23 protein-coding genes are annotated in these 22,559 nt (G+C 54.0%); 19 read left to right on the top strand and 4 right to left on the bottom strand.

From position 1 onward, the window contains the following. The 12 genes from KVT38_RS20170 (at position 1) to KVT38_RS20115 (ending at position 7,232) form a co-directional block, all read left to right on the top strand. Positions 1-534 (top strand): DinB family protein, encoded by a 534-nt coding sequence (locus KVT38_RS20170; protein ID WP_217595544.1) that lies wholly within the window; start codon positions 1-3, stop codon positions 532-534. A gap of 56 nt (positions 535-590) precedes the next feature. Further along, positions 591-1,094, top strand: a complete 504-nt coding sequence (locus tag KVT38_RS20165; protein ID WP_368859134.1) for a GNAT family N-acetyltransferase — start codon at positions 591-593, stop codon at positions 1,092-1,094. A gap of 19 nt (positions 1,095-1,113) precedes the next feature. Continuing rightward, positions 1,114-1,440: a DUF3024 domain-containing protein gene (locus tag KVT38_RS20160; protein WP_217595543.1), complete on the top strand. Its 327-nt coding sequence runs from the start codon at positions 1,114-1,116 to the stop codon at positions 1,438-1,440. Positions 1,441-1,535: 95 nt separating this feature from the next. Further along, on the top strand, positions 1,536-1,943 hold the full coding sequence (locus KVT38_RS20155; RefSeq protein ID WP_217595542.1) for a hypothetical protein: 408 nt from the start codon (positions 1,536-1,538) through the stop codon (positions 1,941-1,943). Positions 1,944-2,116: 173 nt separating this feature from the next. After that, the gene (locus KVT38_RS20150) at positions 2,117-2,542 is read left to right on the top strand and encodes an NUDIX hydrolase (RefSeq protein WP_217595541.1); all 426 of its coding nucleotides are present in this window, start codon (positions 2,117-2,119) and stop codon (positions 2,540-2,542) included. Next, positions 2,539-3,126 carry a hypothetical protein gene (locus KVT38_RS20145; protein WP_217595540.1) on the top strand — a complete coding sequence of 196 codons (588 nt, stop codon included), beginning with the start codon at positions 2,539-2,541 and terminating at the stop codon, positions 3,124-3,126. The genes KVT38_RS20150 and KVT38_RS20145 overlap by 4 nt, the downstream gene beginning before the upstream one ends. Continuing rightward, positions 3,113-3,583: an NUDIX domain-containing protein gene (locus KVT38_RS20140; protein ID WP_217595539.1), complete on the top strand. Its 471-nt coding sequence runs from the start codon at positions 3,113-3,115 to the stop codon at positions 3,581-3,583. The genes KVT38_RS20145 and KVT38_RS20140 overlap by 14 nt, the downstream gene beginning before the upstream one ends. Beyond that, complete coding sequence (locus KVT38_RS20135) at positions 3,580-4,152, top strand: hypothetical protein (protein WP_217595538.1); 573 nt, start codon at positions 3,580-3,582, stop codon at positions 4,150-4,152. Before KVT38_RS20140 ends, KVT38_RS20135 begins: the two co-directional genes overlap by 4 nt. Positions 4,153-4,204: 52 nt before the next feature. Further along, a complete protein-coding gene (locus KVT38_RS20130; protein WP_368859133.1) occupies positions 4,205-4,741 on the top strand; it encodes a histidine phosphatase family protein in 537 nt (178 codons plus the stop codon). A gap of 32 nt (positions 4,742-4,773) precedes the next feature. Next, entirely contained in the window at positions 4,774-5,217 is a 444-nt protein-coding gene (locus tag KVT38_RS20125) for a GNAT family N-acetyltransferase (RefSeq protein WP_217595537.1), read from the top strand. 108 nt (positions 5,218-5,325) lie between these two features. Further along, complete coding sequence (locus tag KVT38_RS20120; protein ID WP_254639370.1) at positions 5,326-5,976, top strand: class I SAM-dependent methyltransferase; 651 nt, start codon at positions 5,326-5,328, stop codon at positions 5,974-5,976. 221 nt (positions 5,977-6,197) lie between these two features. Beyond that, positions 6,198-7,232, top strand: a complete 1,035-nt coding sequence (locus KVT38_RS20115; protein ID WP_217595536.1) for a YsnF/AvaK domain-containing protein — start codon at positions 6,198-6,200, stop codon at positions 7,230-7,232. A 78-nt stretch (positions 7,233-7,310) separates the two neighbouring features. Here KVT38_RS20115 and KVT38_RS20110 read toward each other — a convergent pair whose 3' ends face one another. From KVT38_RS20110 to KVT38_RS20095, 4 genes are all read right to left on the bottom strand, one after another. Beyond that, positions 7,311-8,285, bottom strand: a complete 975-nt coding sequence (locus KVT38_RS20110) for a glycosyltransferase family 2 protein (RefSeq protein WP_217595535.1) — start codon at positions 8,283-8,285, stop codon at positions 7,311-7,313. Between the two features lie 151 nt (positions 8,286-8,436). After that, complete coding sequence (locus tag KVT38_RS20105; protein ID WP_217595534.1) at positions 8,437-9,651, bottom strand: MFS transporter; 1,215 nt, start codon at positions 9,649-9,651, stop codon at positions 8,437-8,439. A gap of 82 nt (positions 9,652-9,733) precedes the next feature. Further along, a complete protein-coding gene (locus KVT38_RS20100) occupies positions 9,734-10,015 on the bottom strand; it encodes an ArsR/SmtB family transcription factor (RefSeq protein WP_217595533.1) in 282 nt (93 codons plus the stop codon). A 117-nt stretch (positions 10,016-10,132) separates the two neighbouring features. Then, the gene (locus KVT38_RS20095) at positions 10,133-11,047 is read right to left on the bottom strand and encodes an AraC family transcriptional regulator (protein WP_217595532.1); all 915 of its coding nucleotides are present in this window, start codon (positions 11,045-11,047) and stop codon (positions 10,133-10,135) included. A 130-nt stretch (positions 11,048-11,177) separates the two neighbouring features. Between KVT38_RS20095 and KVT38_RS20090 the strand changes: the two genes are divergently transcribed. The 7 genes from KVT38_RS20090 to KVT38_RS20060 all read left to right on the top strand — a co-directional run. Beyond that, on the top strand, positions 11,178-13,511 hold the full coding sequence (locus KVT38_RS20090) for an alpha-L-rhamnosidase-related protein (RefSeq protein ID WP_217595531.1): 2,334 nt from the start codon (positions 11,178-11,180) through the stop codon (positions 13,509-13,511). 240 nt (positions 13,512-13,751) lie between these two features. Continuing rightward, positions 13,752-14,120 (top strand): DUF948 domain-containing protein, encoded by a 369-nt coding sequence (locus tag KVT38_RS20085; RefSeq protein ID WP_254639377.1) that lies wholly within the window; start codon positions 13,752-13,754, stop codon positions 14,118-14,120. 235 nt (positions 14,121-14,355) lie between these two features. Beyond that, complete coding sequence (locus KVT38_RS20080) at positions 14,356-16,167, top strand: sensor histidine kinase (RefSeq protein ID WP_217595529.1); 1,812 nt, start codon at positions 14,356-14,358, stop codon at positions 16,165-16,167. A 3-nt stretch (positions 16,168-16,170) separates the two neighbouring features. Continuing rightward, complete coding sequence (locus tag KVT38_RS20075; protein ID WP_217595528.1) at positions 16,171-16,974, top strand: response regulator; 804 nt, start codon at positions 16,171-16,173, stop codon at positions 16,972-16,974. Positions 16,975-17,118: 144 nt separating this feature from the next. Beyond that, a complete protein-coding gene (locus tag KVT38_RS20070; RefSeq protein WP_368859132.1) occupies positions 17,119-18,474 on the top strand; it encodes an ABC transporter substrate-binding protein in 1,356 nt (451 codons plus the stop codon). Between the two features lie 155 nt (positions 18,475-18,629). Beyond that, entirely contained in the window at positions 18,630-19,667 is a 1,038-nt protein-coding gene (locus KVT38_RS20065; RefSeq protein ID WP_217595527.1) for a GDSL-type esterase/lipase family protein, read from the top strand. A 282-nt stretch (positions 19,668-19,949) separates the two neighbouring features. Further along, positions 19,950-22,559: carbohydrate binding domain-containing protein (locus KVT38_RS20060; RefSeq protein ID WP_254639369.1), on the top strand; the 2,610-nt coding region annotated here is incomplete at its 3' end.

The raw sequence follows: 22,559 nt of genomic DNA, 5'->3' as shown, positions 1-22,559 counted from the left end.
ATGATTAACATGGACCGCATTTACCTGATTACCGACATTCAAGGCTATACGCCCCAGGTTAGCCGGCTGCTCTCGATGATGAATTATGCAAGATATACAACCTTGGAAGCCGCAAAAAATTTGACGATTGAACAGTTGGATTATTTAATGGATCCGGACAGCAATTCGATCGGCGCGTTATTGCTGCATTTTGCAGCGGTTGAATTCGCTTATCAATTGGAAACGTTCGAGAAGCGAGACTTGAACGAAGAGGAAATGTTGGTCTGGGGGCCAGCCCTGGACCTGGGTGAGAAAGGACGGCAAGCCATTCGGGGAAATGATCTGACTTATTACGTAAATAAGCTAAATGAAGTCAGAGCGAGAACGTATGAGCTATTTAAAACGGTTGACGATGAGTGGTTGCATCATGAGGAGCCGTTCTGGTACGGGAAACAAGCGAATCGTTATTTTATGTGGTTTCACGTTTTTGAGGATGAAATCAATCATCGAGGTCAGATCAGATTGATTAAGAAGAAAATGAAGACTCAATTATAAAGATATTGCTCATCTCGGGAGATAGTACGGAAGTTTGTTGAGGCGAAAAGCAATAAGTGAACGTGCCGTTGGAGGCTGAAAATATGTATATACATAGAGCCCTTGAAAGAAAAGATCTAGAATCGATTTGTACATTTCCTCAATCGGAACAAGAATTATTTTATATAAGTCCCCGATTTCACTTTCCGCTAACGCCTGAGCAAATATTGGATTTGGTCAAGGATAGATTCGAACCTACAGTTATTATGGATAGTGACAAGCAAGAAGCGGTAGCATACGCTAATATTTATAAAGACGAAGATCATGGTGACTTCTGGCTGGGAAATGTAATCGTTTCGTCTGACTACAGAGGGAAAGGGGCGTCCCAATATTTATTGCAGGTGATGCTCGAAAAAGCTAAATTTAATTTAGGGGCCAATCAAATCAAACTCGCTTGTCACAGCACGAACTCAAGGGGCTTAGCTTTTTATACCAAGTTGGGATTCAAACCATTCGATATAAAGATAAGTAGTATCGGAGCAAACAAATTCATTACTATTCATATGAGTTTAGATCTTTAAGAAAATAAGGAGCGACTATATGTTGGACTCATTCACCAAAAAGCGTATTGAAAAAATTGTTGATAACTATAAAGATAAAAAAATCCCCAACCATTTAAAGCATGAAATTCAAATTAAGTACAAGTTCAGAGGCAACACAGTAACGTTGTCACAAGAAAAGCCTGCTTATAAGCCTGGGCACCGCGTAGAATATCCGATCGCTCAATTCAGGTTTGAGGACGGACTTTGGAAGGTCTACTGGAAAGACAGCAAAGAAAAGTGGCATTTTATCGATGATATCGAGCCGAATACGAACTTTGAGGAGCAGCTAAAGGCGGTAGACGAAAACGGAATATTCTGGGTTTAAATAAAAGACGCCAAGTTAAATTAGAGGATCATATATTGAGACATTTGCCTACAACGCTCAAATTTAAAATTCGGTTAGGTTCAAGATTTACAAAGATGAGCTTCTTGATCGTCGCGGTAGGGATCGTCATATTGTTCCTGTCTCTGAATGGAGATCTAAATTTACTGCTTGTAGCGGTGGCAGCGCTTCTAACCGGGGGAGCTCTGTTGTGTATAAGCATTATCCGAGCGAACAAGAAGATCAACTTGATTCAAATAGGTCATGTGGCTAAAGGTAAGTATAAAGAATGGAAAAATTCATTTATCTCATACAATAACACCAGTTTGGTTTATTTGGTTTATACCTTCTTTGATCAAAGAAAAAAGATTAGACATGTGTACGTACTATCATCCAATACAGACGCTTTAGATGAAGTAACTGTTTTTTATAATGGAGAAGACAGTTTAGTCCTTGAATATCTCCCCGGCAAACCCCAATTTATTGACAATGAAATTATAGGATAGCACAAATGCCACTACCAATTTTTAGGTGTAGTGGTATATTTGTTTTACACCAAAATAATAAGGGAACGTAAAAAACGTCGGCTAGATAAGAACTATTGCGAAGAGTTGGGAATCGCTATGAACGAAAATCTTATTTTTTGAATTTAAATATCCCAGGTTGAAGGAGTGGGCAGATGAGTCCGCCAAAACATATCGTTTCCGCAGCTGCTATTGTAATCAACGATAAAAACGAACTGTTGCTGATTAATGGTCCAAGGAGAGGTTGGGAGATGCCCGGCGGTCAAGTAGAAATCGGAGAGCCCTTAAGTCAGGCGGCCATTCGGGAAACGAAGGAAGAATCGGGAATAGACATCGAGATCATTCGATTTTGCGGAATTTTTCAGAACGTGGGGAATTCGATATGCAATACGTTATTTCTAGCCAGACCCATCGGAGGCGAATTGATTCGAACGGAGGAAAGTCTGGATTCGGGCTTTTTTCCAATTGAACAAGCGTTGGAGATGGTAAAATGGAAAAACTTCAGAGAGAGAATTGAACTTTGCCTGGATGCTGAATCGCAGCCCTTTTGTGTTGAATTTGCGGATGAGACGAATATTTGAAAAATATCGATATACCTGCGGGAGGATTGGCATTGGCGAATCTATTAAATTCTAAAACGTTAATAGCCCTGCTCCAGCTTGATCGTGATTTGTTTGCGGAGTTTAATACTCGTCTAGAAGATTACATAGGAATAATGATTCGGAGTGAAGAAGGTCGGAAATACGACTGTACGCCTGACGATGCAAAAGTGTTTGCATTTACGGGCGTTGATGGCGATCACTTTGCTTTTAGTACCGAAAGCGGTACCATCTCGGATTTAGATCAAGCACCTATTTTGTTTATCCAGCCGATGTGCTTTGAAAATACAGTCAAGCTCGTAGCGAGAAATATCCGAGATTTTTTGTCCATATTTCTAACATTAAAAGAAATGTACATACTTGAGAGATTTGATTGGTACACAAGCAAAGAAGTAATGATAACCGATATAGAAGTCCAATTCGAGGAAAGTATTAAAGAACGAGCAGAGGCAATTACGTTCATTTCCGAAAAGCTGGAAGAGCGTCTTCAAATTAAAGCGATGGAAAATGTATTTGACTACATTATGAGTTTAAGGCAAGGAGCGACTATCCATGACGATGTCTAAATATTATAAAGATTTGAGAGACAAGTTTGGACCGGATTTCATATTTATGCCGGCGGTTGTCGCTATTATTCGGAATGCCGAGGATGAAATATTGTTCGGGAGAAAGCACGGAGAAGAGGCCTGGGGACTCATCGCTGGAGCTATTGAACTTGGCGAAACGCCAGCTGGAGCGGTCTGTCGTGAGGTGCTGGAGGAGACAGGTTTGATCGTTTCTCCCGACAGAATCATTGGCGTCTTCGGCGGGAATCAGCATAGATATACGTATAGCAATGGACATAAAGTAGAATACCTGTCGATTGTGTTCGATTGTAAAATAACAGGCGGAAGTTTAAGTCCGGACAATGAAGAAATGAAGGATTTGAAGTATTTCAAGGAGAACGAAATTCCCGAAATTTCAAATCCATATCCAATTGAAATATTCATGAAAAGCAGTCGACGCGAGGCGATATTTGAATGAACCCAAAATCGGTATTCAATGGGCAGCTGCGCTACCTGTTCCATTATTATGAATCGAAAACAGGTCCATTTAAAAACTTGTCGGCGCTCACCGTATCTGAAGCTCAGCATATTATGAAAGATTTGAAGAAAGATAACGCTGTTTTTGCGAGCAAAAGAGCGGAAGACTACTTGCTAATTAGATTTGATTTAGAGCAAAGGGCTCGGGCGGCTTTTATTCAGAAGGGCGGTAAAGCTACAAAGCAGTATCCGCATTATATGACGTTGGGTCCGTGTAATTGGCTTAAAGATTGGTATGTCGAAGGGAAAGAACTTAAAATTCCAATCGAGGCGTTTAACCCGGAGTCGCTTAGTTTTACATATGGCGATCTTTTTCCAACGATGCGATACAACGACGGCAAGCCATATAGAGGGAATGTGTACACCCTATCTGAAATACAAGAAATCATTCAACGATACGGTTGGCCTCAAGAGTGGAATCACGACGGAGCGCATGGGCCCGAGCGGTATATCGAAGTACAGGTATGGGATGACGATGCCATTCAACATTATTTGGGCGCTCAATCATAATTAACGTGAATCTAAGGAAGCAGGGACAGTCATTAATACGATTTTATATCTGGTGCGGCACGCAGAATCGCCTTTTATCGAAGGAATGGAAAGAACGCGCGGTCTGTCGGACAAAGGAAAAATAGACGCCGAAAGAATCGTTTCCCTTTTACCGAAAGAAGGGATCGATCTTTTTATTTCTAGCCCGTACAAGAGAGCGATCCAAACGATAAAACCGCTGGCCGACGCGTGCGAGAAGGATATTACGATTATTGAAGACTTAAGAGAGAGACAAATTGGAGTCTTCCAGGAAGGTACCTTTAGGGACGCCAAGCGGAAGGTCTACAGTGATTTTCACTTTGCATTCGAAGATGGAGAATCCAGCGATGAGGCTCAAAAAAGAGCGATCGATCAACTTAGACGAATTTTACATGAGCACGCCGGAAAAACGATTGTATTAGGAACGCACGGGGACATCATGACGTTGATGATGAACTATTTTGATAAACAATATGATTTTGATTTTTGGCAGTCTGCGACAATGCCGGATATTTATGAATTGAGGTTCGAAGAGACAAAATTCATGCAAGTAACACGGAAATGGAATTAACTTTGGAAGTTCTATAGCGGGGGCTAATTTAAATGAACGTTACTATAAAATCGGCGTCGGAGTTTGATGCAGATGTTATTGCAGAAATGAATTTTCAACTGATTCAAGATGAGGGCAGCCGCAATCCCATGAACCTGAATCAACTAAGGGACAGGATACTCGGTTGGCTAAGAAGCGGTTGGAGCATCGATTTGTTACTCGTGAAAGAAAAGGTGATCGGTTATGCAGTATATAAAATCCAGCCCGCGCCTTTTGAAGATACGGAAATGGAAGTATATATCAGACAGTTTTTTATTAACCGGAATGAGAGAGGCAATGGATATGGCCGCGAAGGAATTGAACGATTAAAAGAAAGATTCGGCAACGTCGCAGCGATGCTGATTGACGTGCTGGAGACGAATCCAGAGGGACGGCGCTTTTGGGAAAAAGTCGGATTCGTGCCGTATTACACGAATATGAGAAAGTCGCTGCAATGAAAGGAGGAGTATCGGACGTCCATTTTTTAAGTTTGATATTGCGGGAGAGATAAATGGATAGGTTCCTTCAAGCGCGGACAGAGGAAATGAATTATCACGAAAAGTTTTATGCTGACTGAGCATGCGCTCTTTGCGCCAGGAACATGGTTGTCCAAGCCTGTTAAGGTTGTATTGGACACGCTTGAGTTAATGAACCTCCAAAATATACGGGTGCTCGATTTGGGATGTGGAGTGGGCAGAAACAGCATTCCTTTAGCCCAAAAAGTGAAAGCATTTAACGGAACGATCACCTGTGTTGATTTGCTGCCTTCCGCGATCGATTACTTGCTTGAGAATGCTCGAACGTATGACGTTCGGGATCAGATTCGAGCGGAAACGGCGGATGCCGAAGCATACGCCATTCCAACCGCTTATTTCGACTATATCGTTGCCTGTTCATGCTTGGAGCATGTGTCTTCGGTCGAAGCGTTTAGAGCAGTCGTGTCGCGAATGATTCATGGAACAAAGGAGAACGGCATGAATGCCATTCTCATGAGTACCGAGGTCCAAGAATGCTTGTTAGCGTCGGGCGAGATTCAGGATGGACGAATTGAGCTTAACATGAAGACGGACAGCGCGTTTGCCGATTTAAGAGAACTCTATGCGGACTGGGAAATCATGCTTGAGAAGCAGCTCCCGCAAAAGATTCGAGAAACGAAATATAGTCAAGAAATAGAGTTCAGAGGCACTTGGATCACGTTCATAGCGCGAAAACGCTGATTGCTAAGCGCCGCTATTGCACGCACATGCGCGCCAACAGGCCCAATAGCGGCACTGAGCAGAAAAACGGGATTCATTTTGAAACAACCTTTCGCGTTAGGAATTGTTCATCTTCCTCTCATTTTAAAAGGGCCAATTTTAATGTTAGAAAGTCTGGGATCGGTTAAATAGAGGTTGTGAACGAATCATACACAACTACACCGATCAGGAGGCTGAGAATAATGGCAAAGCATCTGAACAACAATGACAATCGGCATATCGTAGGTGTTTTTGATTCGGAGCAAGCGGTCATCTCTGCGATTGAGGACTTGAAGGCGCTCGGCTACAGCTCGGATCAGATCTCGGTCGTCAGCAAAAATAAAAAGGAATTAAAAGACATTCACGAGGAAACGGGCACAAAGGCGCCTCAGGGTATCGCGACCGGCGCGGCGACGGGCGGCGTGCTTGGCGGCGTGACGGGGCTGCTGGCGGGGCTTGGCTTGCTCGCTGTGCCGGGCATCGGTCCGCTGCTTGCCGCCGGACCGATCGCGGCAACCCTCTCGGGTGCGGCAGTCGGCGCGGGAGCGGGCGGTCTCGTGGGCGGCCTGATCGGCCTCGGCATTCCGGAGGACGAAGCGGAGCGCTACAACGAGTATGTCAACGATCACAAGCTGCTCGTCATCGTCGATGCGGACACGGCTCGCCAAAGCCGCGTGTACAACATTTTCCGCGGCTACGGCTCGCTGAACGCGGATACCTATGCGAACCTCGACGGCGAATCTCGCGACGATCTGGTCGACGCCGCGTCGGGCCCGTCCACTTCGTCGGCGGCTTCCTCCGCTTCAACCGCTTCCGCAGCGGACGTGAAGGAAGGCGATACGCTCAGGTTGCATGAGGAGCGGCTCAACGTGGACAAGGAGCGCGTCCGTACCGGCGAGGTGTCGGTACACAAGGACGTTATCGAGGAACGGCAATCGATCGAAGTGCCCGTCCAGCGCGAGGAGGTCGTTATCGAACGCCATGCGATTCATGACGGCGCGACGGATGGGGCAGCGATCGGCAAAGACGAGACGATTCGCATCCCGGTCAGCGAGGAGCGCGTCGAAGTGACGAAACGGCCGGTCGCGACCGAGGAGATCTCGATCGGCAAGCGCGTCGTACAGGACACTGAGCATGTGTCCGAGACGCTGCGCAAGGAGAGAGCGGAGCTGGAGCGCTCCGGTCAACCTGCAGTGGAGAACGAGGATCTGTTCAGCACGCCGAATACGCGTCGTTAAGCTGCAGCTGCAGCCGGCGTGTGCGCATGCACATAGCAAAGCCGGGGCCGAGGCCCCGGCTTTTTCCGTGCGGCCGCGCTAGTGCCGCAGCCTTTTAACCCCAAGCAGCAGCGCGAAGAGCACCGCCAGCCGCCTGGGAGAAGGCAACGCCGAGCCGAAGCGGTTGAACGGTCTGGCCATCAACTGCAGCGCCGCCCCTCGCTGCTTCGCATGAGCGAGTGCGATCGAATATTCCAGCACGGTCTGCTGATACTTTTTGACGAGCAGCCGCCGCTGCTGCTGTGTCAGACGTTCGCCGAATACGTGAATCATGTAGGCGAGCCCTTCGAATTTGCTTTTCACGTTTTCCAGCCGCTTCGCGGTTTGCTGTCCCGCATGAACCCGGCAAGAACCCAGATAGTCGGTCAGAAAATATCCGCTAAGCCCCCGTGCCCCCAGCGCCAGCATCAGCATGTAGTCCGGTACAAGTCCGCCGCTCGGCTGAAAAAAACCGACGCGTTCAAGCGCACCTCTTCGGAACAAGCTGAACTGCAGCGAAAATACGCACGCATTGTTGCGAAGCGTGTGCGTCAGCACATCCTCGTAAAGCTGGCTGCGCATGGCGGATCTCCCGGAATACGCGGCAAAATCCCGGCTCTGCTGCACGAGCCTGCTTCCGGTATCGTCCATGAAATAATGATTGCTCGACACGAACGCGCATTGCGGATGCGAGAGCAGCGCCGACTCGGCGCATTCCAGAAAAGTCGGCTCCCACACGTCGTCGTCGTCGAGCATGGCCACCAAGTCGCCGGTCGTCGCGCGGAACGCCTGCTGCCGGTTTTTCAACTGGCCGATCCGCACGTCGTCTGAAATGCTCGCCATATGCTTGAAGACGATCGCGGGATACATCTCGATAATCTCCTTGACGGTCTCGAAGGTGGGTCGGTCTCTGCCGTCCTCGCTGATGACAATCTCGTCAGGCGTGCGTGTTTGCGCGCAGATGGACAGCAGCGTTGCTCTTAAATAATGCGCGCGTTTGTGCGTAGGTACGGCTACGCTGATCTTCACGGACATCGTCAGACGCTCCTTTGTTACGATACGATATGTATCATAATATCACGAGCCCTGTCTTATGCCAATGCATAACTGAAAGAAGCCGCAGCCCATAGCCGCAGCTTCTTCGCAATTCAGCTCAAATTTCGCATTTCAGCTCAAATTTCACGATTCAGCTCAAATCCTGCGCGCCGAGCTTCGCCGCCAGCTCCGCTTCCTTGCGCCGGAGGGCCGCCGATGCCGGCCTGAAGTAGCCGAACGCCGAAGCGGCGACCAATGCAGCGACGGCGACGCCTGCCGCGCCGATCCAGCTGACCGCGGCGAGCGACGTCTGCTCGACGATGACGCCGCCGATGCCGGCGCCGGCCGCCATCGCCAACTGCAGCACGGAGCTGTTCAGGCTGAGCATGATGCTGGAGGCTTCCGGCGCGAGCGTGATGAGGTGGTACTGCTGCGTCGGGCCCGAAGACCAGGCGGCGAACGCCCACAGCATGAGCAGCGGAACGACTAAAGCGGGCGAATGGGCGAACAGCGAGATGAGAACGAGGATGATCGCGTGAAGCGACATGCCGCCGACGAGCGTCCGTCGGAAGCCCCACTTGTCTGTGCTGAAGCCGCCGAGCTTGGAGCCGATCAGGCTGGCCACGCCAAGCGCGAACAGGCCGATGCTGACCCAGCGTTCGCTAAGTCCGGTAATGTCGAGCAGAAACGGAGAGATGTACGTGTACGTGATAGAGTAGCCGCCGATCCAGAACAGCGTGATGAGCAGCGCGACGGCGATCTTCGGGTTCGCCAGCAGCCGGATCTGGTCGCGCAGCGGGACCGGACGTTCGCTTTCCGTGCGGGGCACCGTGTAGGCGACAAGCGCGATGGCGAGCACGCCGAGCAGCCCGATCGCGCCGAAAACGAGCTGCCAGTTATAGAGCGAGGAGATGAGCCTGCCGAGCGGGACGCCGACGATAAGCGCGGTGCTGAAGCCCATGACAAGCGTAGCGATCGCGCTGCCCTGCTTTTCGGGCCGGGCGAGCTTGGCGGCGACGGTGAGCGACGTCACGACGAACACGCCGCTGCTGAGCGCGAGAATGACGCGGGACGCGATCAGGAAGCCGTAGCCGGAAAAGGCGAGCGCGGCGAAGTTGCCGACGACGAATACGGCGAGCGCATAAATCATTAGCCGTTTGCGGTCGACCTTCGCCGTCGCGGCCATCAGAAATGGCGTGCCGAAGGCGTAAGCGAGCGAGTAGACGGTGATCAATTGCCCGGCGGCCGCCAGCGAGATGCCGATATCGGCTGCAACCTGATCCAGAATGCCCGCGATGATGAATTCAGACGTGCCGACGAGGAAACTTACGATAGCCAGCATATAAATTTTCCAAGCGTTGCTCATTTTTCCCAGCTCCCTAAATTTTATATTTCTAAATTTATCGAAATAAAAGGCGAAAGACGACCTGCTGTGCCGAAAAATCTGGCTAACCCAGCAGGTAAGGCGCGTACTTGCGCGCGACGTCCTTGTTGACGCTGTAGTAAATGTAGGTGCCGTCCTTGCGGAGCTGCAGCAGTCCGCTCTCCGTCAGCTGCTTCAGATGATGCGACAGCGTGGAGCCTGCGACCGACTCGAGCTTGTCGCCGATGTCCGAGCAACAGAGCGTCTGTTCTTCCGTGAGCAGCATCGCGATCTTGATGCGGGTCGGTTCGCCGAGTGCTTTGTATACTTTCACCGCTTGCTTGACTTCCTCATTGTCCGGGACCATCGCTTGCTCACCGCCTTATTCGTCGTAATTTCTAAAATTATAGAAATAAGGTACCACGCTTCCGTTCAATTGTAAAGCGCCCGATTGAAGAAAACTTAAAGCCGCTCCCCGATTCATTCAGAAGCTCAGCCCTCGAACGTCGCCTCTCGCTGCATACATGCTCCGAAATTGCCTTGGCGTCTGCCCGGTGATACGCTTGAACAGCCGGTTAAAATGCTTCATATCCTCGTAGCCCGCCAGCCTTGCAATGGCTGCGATCTTCTCGTTCGTTGCGAGCAGCAGGTCGCAGCATATCTCGACACGCAGCTTGTTCACATAATCGGTATAGCTCATCCCTGTACGAGCCGCAAACTGGCGCCTGAACTGTCTCTCGCTGAAACCTGCCATTGAGGCCAAATCCCGCATGCGTACCGCTTTAACCGGATCACGGCGAAGCAGGTTCAGCACCGATTCAAGCGCATCTTCTCCGAACCTTGATGCCCCGCTTTCCACTGCCATGTCATTTTCTTTGGAGCGCCGGATAAGCAGCAACAGCTTCACCAACTCGGCCTGCATCACATCATTCGAGTCCGGCCGTTTTATGCTATTTTCTTCGAATAACGTATTGAAGATCCGCTGAAACGAACCGTCCTTATCCTTGCAATGCAGCCAGGTCTGCTTCGGATAACGAGCGAAAATGAACCGGAGCATCTCTTCATCTTCCGCAAAAAAACGTCTTAGCGATTGACTGTGCGAGCCGTCGAACAGGCAGTTGTACACGATCAAGTGGCCGGCGTCCGGCCCGGCATGCGAAGGCCGAAACACGTGCGACACCCCGATCGGCAAAAAGAAAAGATCTCCTTTCGACACTGGCAAGAACTGTCCCTCGATAAACTGGAACCCCGTTCCTTCGCTCACATAGTTGATCTCCACAAACTCGTGATCGTGATGCCACATCCCGAACGATTCTTGCACCCGATTAATAAAAACAGGATATTCTGGCGACAGAAATTCGGCAGCGGTTGTCGTATAGACGAAAGGTTTGATACTCATGCGTGCACCCTTTTTTGTGGTGTTTAACGTCCGATTACACCTTATATATCGTCCGAATAAGCCTCAAATTTCGATGAACCTCTAGTGTATAGTAAGTAATGAAATTTGCAAACGGAGGAGGCAGCAAACGTTGAGCGATCGCGCAGCTATCGAAGCGGTTTGGATCTGGATGGAAGAACGGCAGGTCATCCAGAACGAGCAGGTGCACGAGCAGATCTATTTCCGCAGAAGCTTTGAGCTGGATCGTATAGAAGAGGCGACATTGCAGTTGAAGGTTTCTGCAGACAGCAGATACCGTCTGTATGTCAATGGCATCCCGGTATCTCGCGGGCCCGCCAAAGGCGACCACCAAACCTATTATTATGAAGAAGTTGACTGCACCTCCTTCTTGCGCGAAGGCCGTAATGTAATCGCTGCCCATGTCGTACACTATGGTGGCCGAGAAGGCCCGGTCTCCGTCTGGAGAGCGAATCGCGGAGGCTTTTTACTATCCGGTGAGGTGTTGGACCAAAAGGGCCAATCCATTTTGACGCTTCATACGGACGAGCGTTGGCGTTGTCTTCAGGAAACGGCGATTGCTTATGATGTCTCCGATGAGGATACGGCGTTTGTAGGCGGTACGGAACGCGCGGACGGCCGCAATCTCGCGCACAACTGGTATACGATGGAATACGACGATTCCGACTGGTATGTTGCCGTCAAAGTTAGCAGACGTGAAAATCCCGTCATCGGCCATTTCTCGCCATGGTATCTTGCTCCGCGTCCGATTCCGCCGCTTTATGAGACAAATCGCGCGTTCATTCCGTCATTCGGCCCGGACGATATCGGAAAGCCCATCACGATCGGCCCTCATCAAAATTTTAAACTCGAGCTTGATGCAGGCGAGATGACGACCGGCTACCCCGTACTTTGGCTAAGCAGCGGAAAAAACGCAAGCGTAAAGCTTTTATACGCGGAATGCTATCAGCAAATCGATCCGGCAACGGGTGCATTCGTTAAAGGAATCCGAGACGATAGGACCGGCGTACTGATCGGCAATTTTGATCTCTATACAGTCGGCGGATTTGGTTCCACAGATCAGCCTGAATGTTACGAACCGTTCTTATTCCGGACATTCCGTTATGTTTCGCTTGAGGTGGAGACGGCTGATGAAGCGCTGACCATCCAATCTTTTCATTATAGAGAAACAGGCTATCCGCTGGAGGTCAAAGCGAGCTTCACCAGCTCCGACGCCAGCTTGCAGCCGCTCTGGAACATCAGCATCAATACGCTTAAGCGCTGCATGCACGAGACGTACGAAGACTGCCCTTATTTCGAGCAGTTGCAGTACGCGATGGATACGCGATTGCAGGCTCTGTTTACTTACCAGCTAAGCGGCGATGACCGTCTGGCCCGGAAGGCCATCTATGATTTTCATTGCTCTCGGCTGCCTAACGGGATGCTCCAGAGCAGGTATCCGTCTATGCTGCAGCAGGTGATTCCAGGCTTTTCGCTCTATTGGATTATGATGGTCCACGATCATTACCGTTATTTTGGAGATCTGACGCTGGTGAGGACCTATCTGCCCACGATTGACGGGGTTCTGGAATGGTTCCATCAACGAATAGCTTCCGATGGACTGCTGGATCAAATGCCGCCGGAATATTGGTCCTATGTGGATTGGGTAGATGAGTGGCGCGAACTAAGCGGCGTACCGACGGCTTCAAAGGAAGGCAGCATGGTCATCTATAATATGATGTATGCCGCATCGTTGAAGCTGGCCGCCGAGCTTCAGGACGCGTTAGGCAGAACCGGAACTGGAGACGATTACAGGTCTCGCGCAGCGGCGCTAATTGAAGCCGTCAACCAAACCGGCTATTCGGAAGCTGCCGGACTTTATCAGGATGCCCCTCGGGTGGAGCTGTACAGCCAGCATGCACAGATCTGGGCCGTACTCGCCGGCGCCGTCCAGGGAGAAGCTGCCAGGCAGCTGATCGAGCGTATGCTTGCCAACCAATCATTGTCTAAAGTATCCTACGCCATGTCATTTTTCTTGTTCCGCGCGCTCGAGGAGATCGATGCCTACGATCAATCCTTCTCTCTTTGGGACACATGGAGGGACCTGGCTGCGCTCGGACTCACATCGTGGGTGGAGGATCCTGTCAGTCAGCGCAGCGATTGTCATGCCTGGGGCGCTGTGCCGATCTATGAGTTCAGCGCGAAATTATTGGGTGTATCGCCTGCCACGCCAGGCTATTCCACGATTAAAGTCGCACCGCAGCCGGGCAAGCTGACATACGCATCCGGAGATGTGGCGACACCGCAGGGAGTTGTACATGTCGCATGGGAATTGAGAGATGGGAAGCAATTCAATTTGACCGTATCGACTAGCGTCGATGCGAAGCTCATGATTGTTCTTCCGGATCGATCCGTACATGTTCATCAAGGGGGAGAAGAACTTCATTTCTCTTGCACGCTGCTATAAATGCAATTCAGCGGCTTCATGCCAAAAAGATCATGAGGAAGATACAAAAAATCAACAGATATCCAATTATACCTGTCATATAGGCTCATGTTTGCCTTCGCCCAACGGTATATCGTTGAAGGCCTGACGCAAGGGCAGAGAAAGGTTAAGCAAGTTCCTGAGGATAACAGCAGGTCTAATTGGCAAAGGAATGTCCCGCTCCCTTCGGACATACAGTGAGGAGGAGAGGGGGTGCTGAAAATGGTCATTCAAATCAGCATCGCGGTCACCGCGATCGCTTTTGCCGGACTGGCCGTCTACCTGATTCTGACGCTGCGCAAAGGGATGACGACGCTCGGAGAGACGAACAAGACGCTGGCCGAGGTGAGGAATGCCGTTCATGGCTTGACCCAGGAGGCTTCCCAGCTCATCCGCAACGCCAATCAGGTGACCCGCGATGTCAAAGGGAAGATGCGGACGATCGACCCGCTGTTCGAATCGGCGCACGATGTCGGAGAAGTGATCCAGACGGTAACCGACTCGGTGAAAAAAGCGGCGGGTATCCCGTCCGTGCCCGAGCGGATCGCTTCCGGACCGGAGACGCCCCAGCTTCGCGTCAAGGTCAAATAGCCGTCGCGGTGCCGCGCATGAAGCCCGTTTCTCCTTCAATAGAAGGAGACGGGCTTTTTCGCGTCGCGAAGTCGAGCGGGCCTTTTTTATTGCCGCCGGCTTGCGCCGAATAGAACGATTTGATGATTTTTACCGTCCGATCCTACGATTTGGTGATTATGCGCGCGCGAGCCGAAGGATCGTCCTCCCAATGTTATAATGAGGTCACCACTCGGCGCAAAAGGGGTCGCTCATCATGCGGGGCTTGCTGTCACATCTCGTTCCCCATAAACTCAAATACCGGCTGTTCGCGGCGTTCGTGCTCGTCATCTTGCTCCCGTTCGGCATTTTGAACCTATACAACTACCGGAAGATCGAGTCGCTCGTTCAGCAAAAGGTGAGCGAGCAAAGCCACGAGCAGCTGGACAACCTGCACCGTTCCCTTGAAGACCAGCTCAGCATCGCGTTTAAGACGCTCATTTTTCTTGAGCAGGATTCGGAGGTCAGACAGATTCTGCAACAGCCGGACCGTCGCTCCGTTCTGGACAACAAGGAGCTGATGGAGGACAAATTCAAAGGCTTGAACAACAGCTTTTTCCTCTACAATCCGTCCGTATACTTCACGCTGCTCGACGATCAAGGGCATGTCTATACGTCTTATCAGCCGAGAAGGCCGCTCGACTACGATTCGATCGCTTCGAACGTTTCGTTTGCTGCCTTGAAGGAGACGAAGGCGTCTTATCTGTGGGTGCCCGACGACGAGAATTACGTGTCGCGCGACATCTCCAAGAGTCCCATGCTGCTGTCCCTGTACGCCGAGCTGCGGGACCGCGGCAACCGGTCGTACGGTCTGGCGAGGATCAGCATCGATTTTTCCTTCTGGTTCCAGTCCATGCTGCAAAAGTCGGAGAGCGACCAAGCCTACTTTATCATGACGAGAAAAGGCGAGACGATCGCCAGATCCATTCCCGATTCGGAGCTGTCGAAGGAGGCGGTCGAAGCCGTCTCCCGCACGCCGGACAACGGATATCGGATCGACAAGCGCGACGATGCGCTGGTCAATTACAGCTACCTGTCGTCGCTGGACTGGTACCTGGTGGACCGCATTCCGCTGCAGGTGCTGTTTAAAGAGATCGAGAGCCTGAAGCGGCAATACTTCGTCACGTTTTTCGTCATTACTGCCGTATTCGTCGCCGTTGCGTTCATGCTCGCCTATACGTTCACGCGCCCGCTCTCCCGCATGCAGATGAAAATGAGAGAAGCCGTGCGCAAGGACCTGCGGATTCGGCTGCCGGAGAACAATTACAAGGGCGAAATTCTCGAGCTGACCCGCACCTTCAACACGATGATGGTCGATATGAACGGGCTGGTCCAGCGCCTTCGGGCGGAGGAGCGGCAGAAGGATGCCGTGCATTTTCAAATGCTGCTCGCCCAGATGAACCCGCATTTCCTGCTCAATACGCTCAACACGCTCAAGTGGATCGGACTCCGGGGCGGCAGCGAAGAGACCGTGGAAATCTGCCTGTCCCTCGGCAAGCTGCTGGAGACGAGCCTGAACTCGGACGTCGATCTGATTTATTTGAAGGACGAAATCGAGCTGACCCGCGCCTTCCTTTATATCCAGCAGACCCGGTACGGCAACCGCTTCGGGATCGAATTCAGCTACGACGAATCGCTCGTCTACGCGCTCGTGCCCAAGCTGAGCCTCCAGCCGCTCGTCGACAATGCGATCCGGCACGGCATCGCCGATATGCAGGAGGGCGGATGCATCTGGATTCGCATGGACCGGGATGCCGAATACCCGGACAGGCTGGCGCTGGAAGTCGAGGACAACGGGATCGGACTCGAGCGGTCGAGGCAAAGCCGCGAGGCAGGGCGCAAGCGGCCGGGCATCGGGCTGGACAACGTTCGGGAGCGATTGCGGCTGCTGTTCAAGGACAAAGGAGAGCTCGATATTCTTCCGCTTCCTCAAGGCACCCTGTGCCGGATGCGTCTGCCACTGCTGCTGTCGCAGCCGTACGAGAGCGGATTGCACGCGATGGAAAGCCAAGACGAGAAGGAGGCTTAAACGATGTACAAGGTGCTACTGGTCGAAGACGAGACGTTCGTCCGGGAATCGGTCAAGGAGATCATCCGCTGGGAAGAGATGGGCTTCACGCTGGCCGGCGAAGCGAGCAACGGCGTCGAAGCGCTGGAGATCATTAAGCGCGATCCGCCCGACCTCGTCCTGTGCGACATCGTCATGCCGCAGATGGACGGCTTGGCGCTGCTGAAGGAGACGCGGGGCGCCGGCATCGGCTCCAAGTTCGTCATGCTGACCTGTATCGGCGACTTCGAGGCGATGCGACAGGCGATGGAGTATGGCGCGTCCAATTATATTCTCAAGTTGTCGATGAGCGTGAAGGACCTGCGGGAGACGCTGGCGAAGGTGAGTCTGGAGCTGTCGGGCGGCTCGGCGTCAGCTGCAGCGCGTCCGGGCGCGGCGCTTCAGTCGTCATCTTCGCTTCAGCCTTCGGCGTCGCGTCCGCCGCTCTTGGCGCGCGAACGGATCACGCATCCCGAGGTGAACAAAATCATTCAATACATCGAGCAGCATTACGATCAGGATATTACGCTGGGATCGCTGTCCCGCTACGTCATGATGGGCGAAAACTACGTCAGCGCGCTGTTCAAGAAAAAGACCGGGGAGACGCTGATCCACTATTTGCATCGCACGCGTGTGGACAAAGCGATCGAGCTGCTGCTGAGCACCGACCTGCCGGTCAACCGGATCGGCCAGCGCGTCGGCTTCATGAACGACAACTACTTTATCAAGATCTTCAAGCGCATGACCGGGACGACGCCGAGCCAGTACCGGAATCATAGAACGATTTGATCGTCGCGGGCGGAGAGGCAGTTGCCGGATTGCATATATCTGTTCCATCGAGATCATCATTCTGTTACTTATGGACGGCCTTTCCTACCTGCTATCCTTGATTTGCACACAACAATACCGGTACATTCGGGGAGGGCGTCTCTGGTGAGAAAAAAAGGCTGGCTGGCAGGCATCGCTTCGCTGGCGCTCGTAACGGGCGCGATGGCAGGCTGCGGCAACAACGATAACGGCTCAAATGCGGGTTCCGGGGCAAGCGGCAAATCGGAAGCGTCTTCATCGGCTTCGGCCGGATCGAAGGCAAGCGGCGGCGCGGTGAAGCTGAAAATGTGGGGCGGGGTGCCGCCTGAAGCCGGACCGCAGGAGGTTATGGACAACTGGAACAAGGCACACCCGGACATCCAGATCGAATACGTGCGCTACGTCAATGACGACGAAGGCAATCTCAAGCTCGATACGGCGATGATGACCGGACAGGACGTCGATCTGTACGTCAATTATACGCTGTCCCAGACGGCGAAGCGGGTCGAATCCGGCTTTGCGGCGGACCTGAGCCAATACGCGGATTACGACATCGACGCCAAGATGGGCGCCGACGCAGGCGGGTGGAAGATCGACGGCAAGTATTACGGCATACCGACGACAAAAAGCTCTTACTTCGTGGCGCTGAACAAGGACGCGCTGGACGCGGCCGGCCTTGCGGTGCCGAAGGACTGGACCTGGGACGAGATGCGCGAATACGCCAAAAAGCTCAAGAAGGGCGACGGCTACGGCTTTATCCAGAATACCGAGCCGTACGCCGATCCCGTCGACGCCGTGCTGTCGAAGGACGGCTACACGAAGGCGGACGGCACCTCGAACCTCGACCACCCGCTCGTCCGCAAGTGGCTCGAATCGCTGAACGGTATGATGCAGGGCGACAAAACGACGCCGCCGCTCGGCGAGCAGCTGACGAGCAAGATGCCGGTCGAGCAGATGTTCCTGAGCGGCGAGGTGCCGATGCTGAACATCGGGGCCTGGCTGCTCCGCAGCTCCAACAACTTCACGGACTATCCGCGCGACTTCAAGATCGCGTTCGCACCGGTCCCTCATCTTCAGGACGAGCCGGAAGGCTTCATGACGCGCGGCGGCATCGGCGACTACATCTCGATCAACGCCAAGTCCAAAAACCAGGCTGCCGCCTGGGAATTTCTGAAGTGGTACGCAGACGGCGGCATGGCGCCGATGGCTGCGGGCGGGCGTTTGCCGGCGTCCAAGGACGCCGACCAGGACGCGGCGCTCGCGAGCATGCTCGGCGACAAGGCGGACACGTACGACAAAGACTCGCTCATGTACGTCATTTTCGATAACAAGACGCCGACCTTCGTTCGCTCGGTGCCGCAGGAGGTCATGGACCTTCGCTCGCAGGAGTACGAGAAGTACTTCCTCGGCGCGCAGGACCTCGACGCGACGATCGCCGCGATGGTGAGCCGGCACAACGAATTTTTAAAGAAGGCCAAATAAGCGCGAAGGCCAGGATTGCCGTCCGAGACGGCAGTCCTTTTGCCTGTTTGAAGAGAGAAAAAAGGAAGGTTGCCGGACTGCCGGGGGCGAAGTATTAAATGAATCGATGTTCATGCGGAGCGGGCAGCGAATAAAAATGGGCGGGAGGAATGACGATGATCGCATGGCAAGCGGAGTTGCATAACGTTGAAGAGTTGGTTGAAATTCAGGGCAGGCCAGGCTATTTATTACAGCGCGTGCCGGAGGCCGTCCGCGAGGGATTGACCGAGGGCGGGCAGCAGCAAATTCGCAGGGCCGCTATGACCGAGATCCGGTTCGTCGCGGAGGCCGGCGAGGCGCAGGTGACCCTCGCCAGCTACGGCGGGCCGAGCGCCGTGCAAATCTATTACGGCGATTACTGGGTGGAGGGCCGGACGATCGGCGAGCAGCCGGAGACGTTGACGCTGGGCGCGCGGGATCCTCGCTTTCAGTTCGATTCGCCTTGGCGGGATGGCGTGCCGCGGTTGTCGTTCGGACCGGTATGGCGAATCCTCGTTCATGGCGGCGAGGTCCATCTTCTCGAGATTCGGGGAGATTCGGTTCGCCCGCCGCGCGCGGACGAAAAGCCGGCGTTGCGCTATCTCGCCTACGGCACGTCGATCACCTACGGCGGCTCGGTGTCTTCGCCGGACGCCACCTATGTCGCGCAGGCGGCCTGGCGGCTCGGCCTCGATCCGCTGAACCTCGGCGTCCCGGGCAACGCACATTGCGAGCCGGCCATCGCCGCGCATATTGCAGGCCGTCGCGATTGGGATATCGCGACGCTTTGCCTCTCGGTGAACATGTTGAATCAAGGCGTGACCGCGGACGCGTTCGCGGTGCGCGCCGGAGCGATGGTCACTGCAATCGCGTCAGCGAACCCGGACAAACCTGTGCTGTGCATCGGTTTGTTCACTGGATTCCCGGATCTGGGCTGGACCTGGCCGGGACGCGAAGTCCGCGCCACAAGCGAGGCGTATAGGCAGGCGCTGCGGTCGATCGTAGAGGACAGCGACTTCGCGAATTTGGCTTATGCGGACGGCAGCGAGCTGCTGAACGACTGGCGCGGACTTTCGCACGATCTGCTGCATCCCGGCACGCACGGTATGATTCGCATCGGCGAGCGGCTTGCGGAGCGTATGCGTCCGATGCTGCCGAAGCCAAGCAGACGATGAACAAGACGGGATGAGCGGCGCAGAATGCCGCTTTATCCCGTTTTTTGTTCTTGCCAAACCTATTAGGGAAACCGGTTTCAAAAAGTTGTTGACGCGTTCGCAAGCGGGATGCTACGATTCGATTGGGCCCAGCTTAACCGTTTCAAAGTCGACGTTTTGGTAGTTGTGCAAACGTTTTCGCAATTGAGGGATGGAGAAGGAGGTGCGTGAACGCAACCGGCTTCACATCAAATGTAAGCGCATTAATAAGAGCGGCAGGATCATAGAGAGGGGAATGAAGAAATGAGACGAGGTAGCAGGCAAAAATGGCTGGGACTCGTGGCGGCGGTCATGCTCGTGCTGTCCATTCTGAGCCCGGTCGCATCGGACCGGCCGGCGGAGGCGGCGGGCACCGATCTGAAGGTGCACTTCAAGCCGCCTAGCGGATGGGGGTCGCCGCAGCTGTATTATTACCAGACGAGTCCGGCCGTCTCAGAGCCCGTCTGGGGTTCTTCGCCCGCGATGATCGCCGAGAGCGGCGGCTGGTACGCCTACACGATTGTTGGCGCGACGAGCGCGAGGGTTATTTTCAAGGACAGCAGCAATCATCAGACGCCGGCTTCCGGGCAGGCGGGACTGCTGCGGGACAAGGAGGGCTGGTATACGGGAACGACGTGGACGGATGCGAATCCCGACGCGCCCGACACGACCGCGCCTTCCGTGCCGGCCAATCTGGCCAGCACGGCCAAGACGGATACGACGGTGTCCCTGTCGTGGTCGGCCAGCACGGATAATGCGGGCGGCAGCGGCCTGGCCGGCTATGGCGTATACCGCAACGGCACGGCAGTCAGCGCCAATGTGACGGGGACGACCTATACCGATACGGGTCTGACCGCCTCGACGGCCTATTCGTATACGGTGCGGGCCAAGGATAACGCGGGCAACTGGTCGGCCGACAGCGCCGCGATTGCGGTGACGACCAACGCGCCCGGGGCGACGAACAAAGTGACGGTTTACTATAAAAAGGGCTATACGACGCCTTACATTCATTACCGCCCGGCCGGCGGAACCTGGACGACGACACCCGGCGTCGCGATGGACGCGGCCGAGGTGACAGGTTATGCCAAGAAGACGATCGACATCGGCTCGGCGACGCAGCTTGAGGCTTGCTTCAACAACGGCCTCGGCCAATGGGACAGCAACAACGGCAACAATTATTTGTTCGGCATCGGCACGTGGACGTACAATGCGGGCGTCATCACGGCGGGCGCGCCGGCGGGCACGACGCCCGACACGACGCCGCCGTCGGTGCCGGCCGGACTCGCCATGACGGCGAAGACGGATACGACGATCTCGGTCTCCTGGACGGCGAGCGCGGACAACGCGGGAGGCAGCGGCATAGCGGGATACGAGGTATACAAAGGCGGCGTGCTCGTCGATGCCAACGTGACGGCGACCGCCTACACGTTCACCGGACTGGCCGCCTCCACGGCCTATTCGCTCACCGTACTGGCCAAGGATGTTGCAGGCAACAAGTCGGCGCAGTCGGCGGCGCTGTCTGTGACGACTTCGGCGGCGGGCACGGGCAATCAGGCCGCGGTGTATTATTACAAGACGACCCGCGGCTGGACGCAGGTCAACCTGCATTACGCGCCGACGGGCGGTACCTGGACGACATCTCCCGGCGTCGCAATGAGCGAGGAAGCCTGCACGGACTGGACCAAGCTTACGGTCGATCTCGGGAGCGCGACCTCCATGAAGGCCGCGTTCAACAACGGCACGACCTGGGACAACAACAACGGCAACAACTATACGATCGGGACCGGCATCACGACCGTGAGAGACGGCGTCGTGACCGCGAATGCGGCCGCGCCTTGCCAGCCGCTCCCGCCGGACACGACGCCGCCATCGGTGCCGACCGGCGTAACCGCCTCGGCGACCAACCTGACGATCTCGCTCAGCTGGAACGCCTCGACGGACAACGCGGGCGGCAGGGGCGTGGACGGCTACGAGATCACGCGCACCGGCGGCACGCTGGGACAGAAGGTGTACACGACGACGCAGACAAGCTTCTCGGAATCCAATCTGGAAGCGCAGACGACTTACGCCTACACGGTCAAGGCTTACGACAAGGCGGTGCCTGCCAATAAATCCGCAGCCAGCGCGGTCGTCACGGCCAAGACGGGGGATGCGCCGCTGCCGCCCGCAGGGGGCACGCCGCTCGGCGGAGATGCCCGCGAGGATTCGATCTACTTCGTGGTGACCGCCCGTTTCAACGACGGCGACACGTCGAACAACCGCGGCGGCCAGCTCAACGTCAAGTCCGGCAACGCCGCGAACAACGATCCGATGGTCCGCGGCGGCTTCAAGGGCCTGATGGAGAAGCTCGACTACATCAGGGCGCTGGGCTTCTCTGCAATCTGGATCACGCCGGTCGAGCTCAACCGCTCGGACTACGATTTTCACGGCTATCACGGCTACGACTTCTATCGCGTCGATCCGCGCCTGGAATCGTCGGGAGCGAGCTACCAGGATCTGATCAATGCGGCGCATAACAAGGGCATTAAAATTTATCAGGACGTCGTTTACAACCATTCCAGCCGCTGGGGCGCCAAGGGGCTGTTCACGCCGACCGTATTCGGCATGCGCGACGCGCAGTGGAGCAGGTATTACGACGAGAAAATTCCGGGTCAAGAATACGACGGCTTGTACCCGACGGGCGTTTCCGCTAAGGCATACAATGGCGACCTGTGGTCGACCGCCGAGCCAGCAGGCAATACGTGCCGCAACTGGGGGACGCCGACGAGCTATTACAGCTCGGAGGGCTATCGTATTTACAATTGCCAATGGCCGAGTCCGACGTCGGGCATGTTCCCGTCCTCGCTGTATCACCAGTGCTGGATCGGTAACTGG

It is taken from the genome of Cohnella sp. GbtcB17, assembly GCF_019091135.1.
In the GTDB taxonomy this organism is placed as follows: domain Bacteria; phylum Bacillota; class Bacilli; order Paenibacillales; family Paenibacillaceae; genus Cohnella.
Note: the sequence above shows the minus strand (reverse complement) of the source record. Positions and strands in the feature narration are given on the sequence as shown.

Coding starts and splice junctions, on each gene's coding strand:
- KVT38_RS20170 (WP_217595544.1), top strand. CDS start 1: ATGATTAACATGGACCGCATTTACCTGATTACCGACATTCAAGGCTAT.
- KVT38_RS20160 (WP_217595543.1), top strand. CDS start 1,114: ATGTTGGACTCATTCACCAAAAAGCGTATTGAAAAAATTGTTGATAAC.
- KVT38_RS20155 (WP_217595542.1), top strand. CDS start 1,536: ATGAGCTTCTTGATCGTCGCGGTAGGGATCGTCATATTGTTCCTGTCT.
- KVT38_RS20150 (WP_217595541.1), top strand. CDS start 2,117: ATGAGTCCGCCAAAACATATCGTTTCCGCAGCTGCTATTGTAATCAAC.
- KVT38_RS20140 (WP_217595539.1), top strand. CDS start 3,113: ATGACGATGTCTAAATATTATAAAGATTTGAGAGACAAGTTTGGACCG.
- KVT38_RS20135 (WP_217595538.1), top strand. CDS start 3,580: ATGAACCCAAAATCGGTATTCAATGGGCAGCTGCGCTACCTGTTCCAT.
- KVT38_RS20125 (WP_217595537.1), top strand. CDS start 4,774: ATGAACGTTACTATAAAATCGGCGTCGGAGTTTGATGCAGATGTTATT.
- KVT38_RS20120 (WP_254639370.1), top strand. CDS start 5,326: ATGCTGACTGAGCATGCGCTCTTTGCGCCAGGAACATGGTTGTCCAAG.
- KVT38_RS20115 (WP_217595536.1), top strand. CDS start 6,198: ATGGCAAAGCATCTGAACAACAATGACAATCGGCATATCGTAGGTGTT.
- KVT38_RS20110 (WP_217595535.1), bottom strand. CDS start 8,285: ATGTCCGTGAAGATCAGCGTAGCCGTACCTACGCACAAACGCGCGCAT.
- KVT38_RS20105 (WP_217595534.1), bottom strand. CDS start 9,651: ATGAGCAACGCTTGGAAAATTTATATGCTGGCTATCGTAAGTTTCCTC.
- KVT38_RS20100 (WP_217595533.1), bottom strand. CDS start 10,015: ATGGTCCCGGACAATGAGGAAGTCAAGCAAGCGGTGAAAGTATACAAA.
- KVT38_RS20095 (WP_217595532.1), bottom strand. CDS start 11,047: ATGAGTATCAAACCTTTCGTCTATACGACAACCGCTGCCGAATTTCTG.
- KVT38_RS20085 (WP_254639377.1), top strand. CDS start 13,752: ATGGTCATTCAAATCAGCATCGCGGTCACCGCGATCGCTTTTGCCGGA.
- KVT38_RS20080 (WP_217595529.1), top strand. CDS start 14,356: ATGCGGGGCTTGCTGTCACATCTCGTTCCCCATAAACTCAAATACCGG.
- KVT38_RS20075 (WP_217595528.1), top strand. CDS start 16,171: ATGTACAAGGTGCTACTGGTCGAAGACGAGACGTTCGTCCGGGAATCG.
- KVT38_RS20065 (WP_217595527.1), top strand. CDS start 18,630: ATGATCGCATGGCAAGCGGAGTTGCATAACGTTGAAGAGTTGGTTGAA.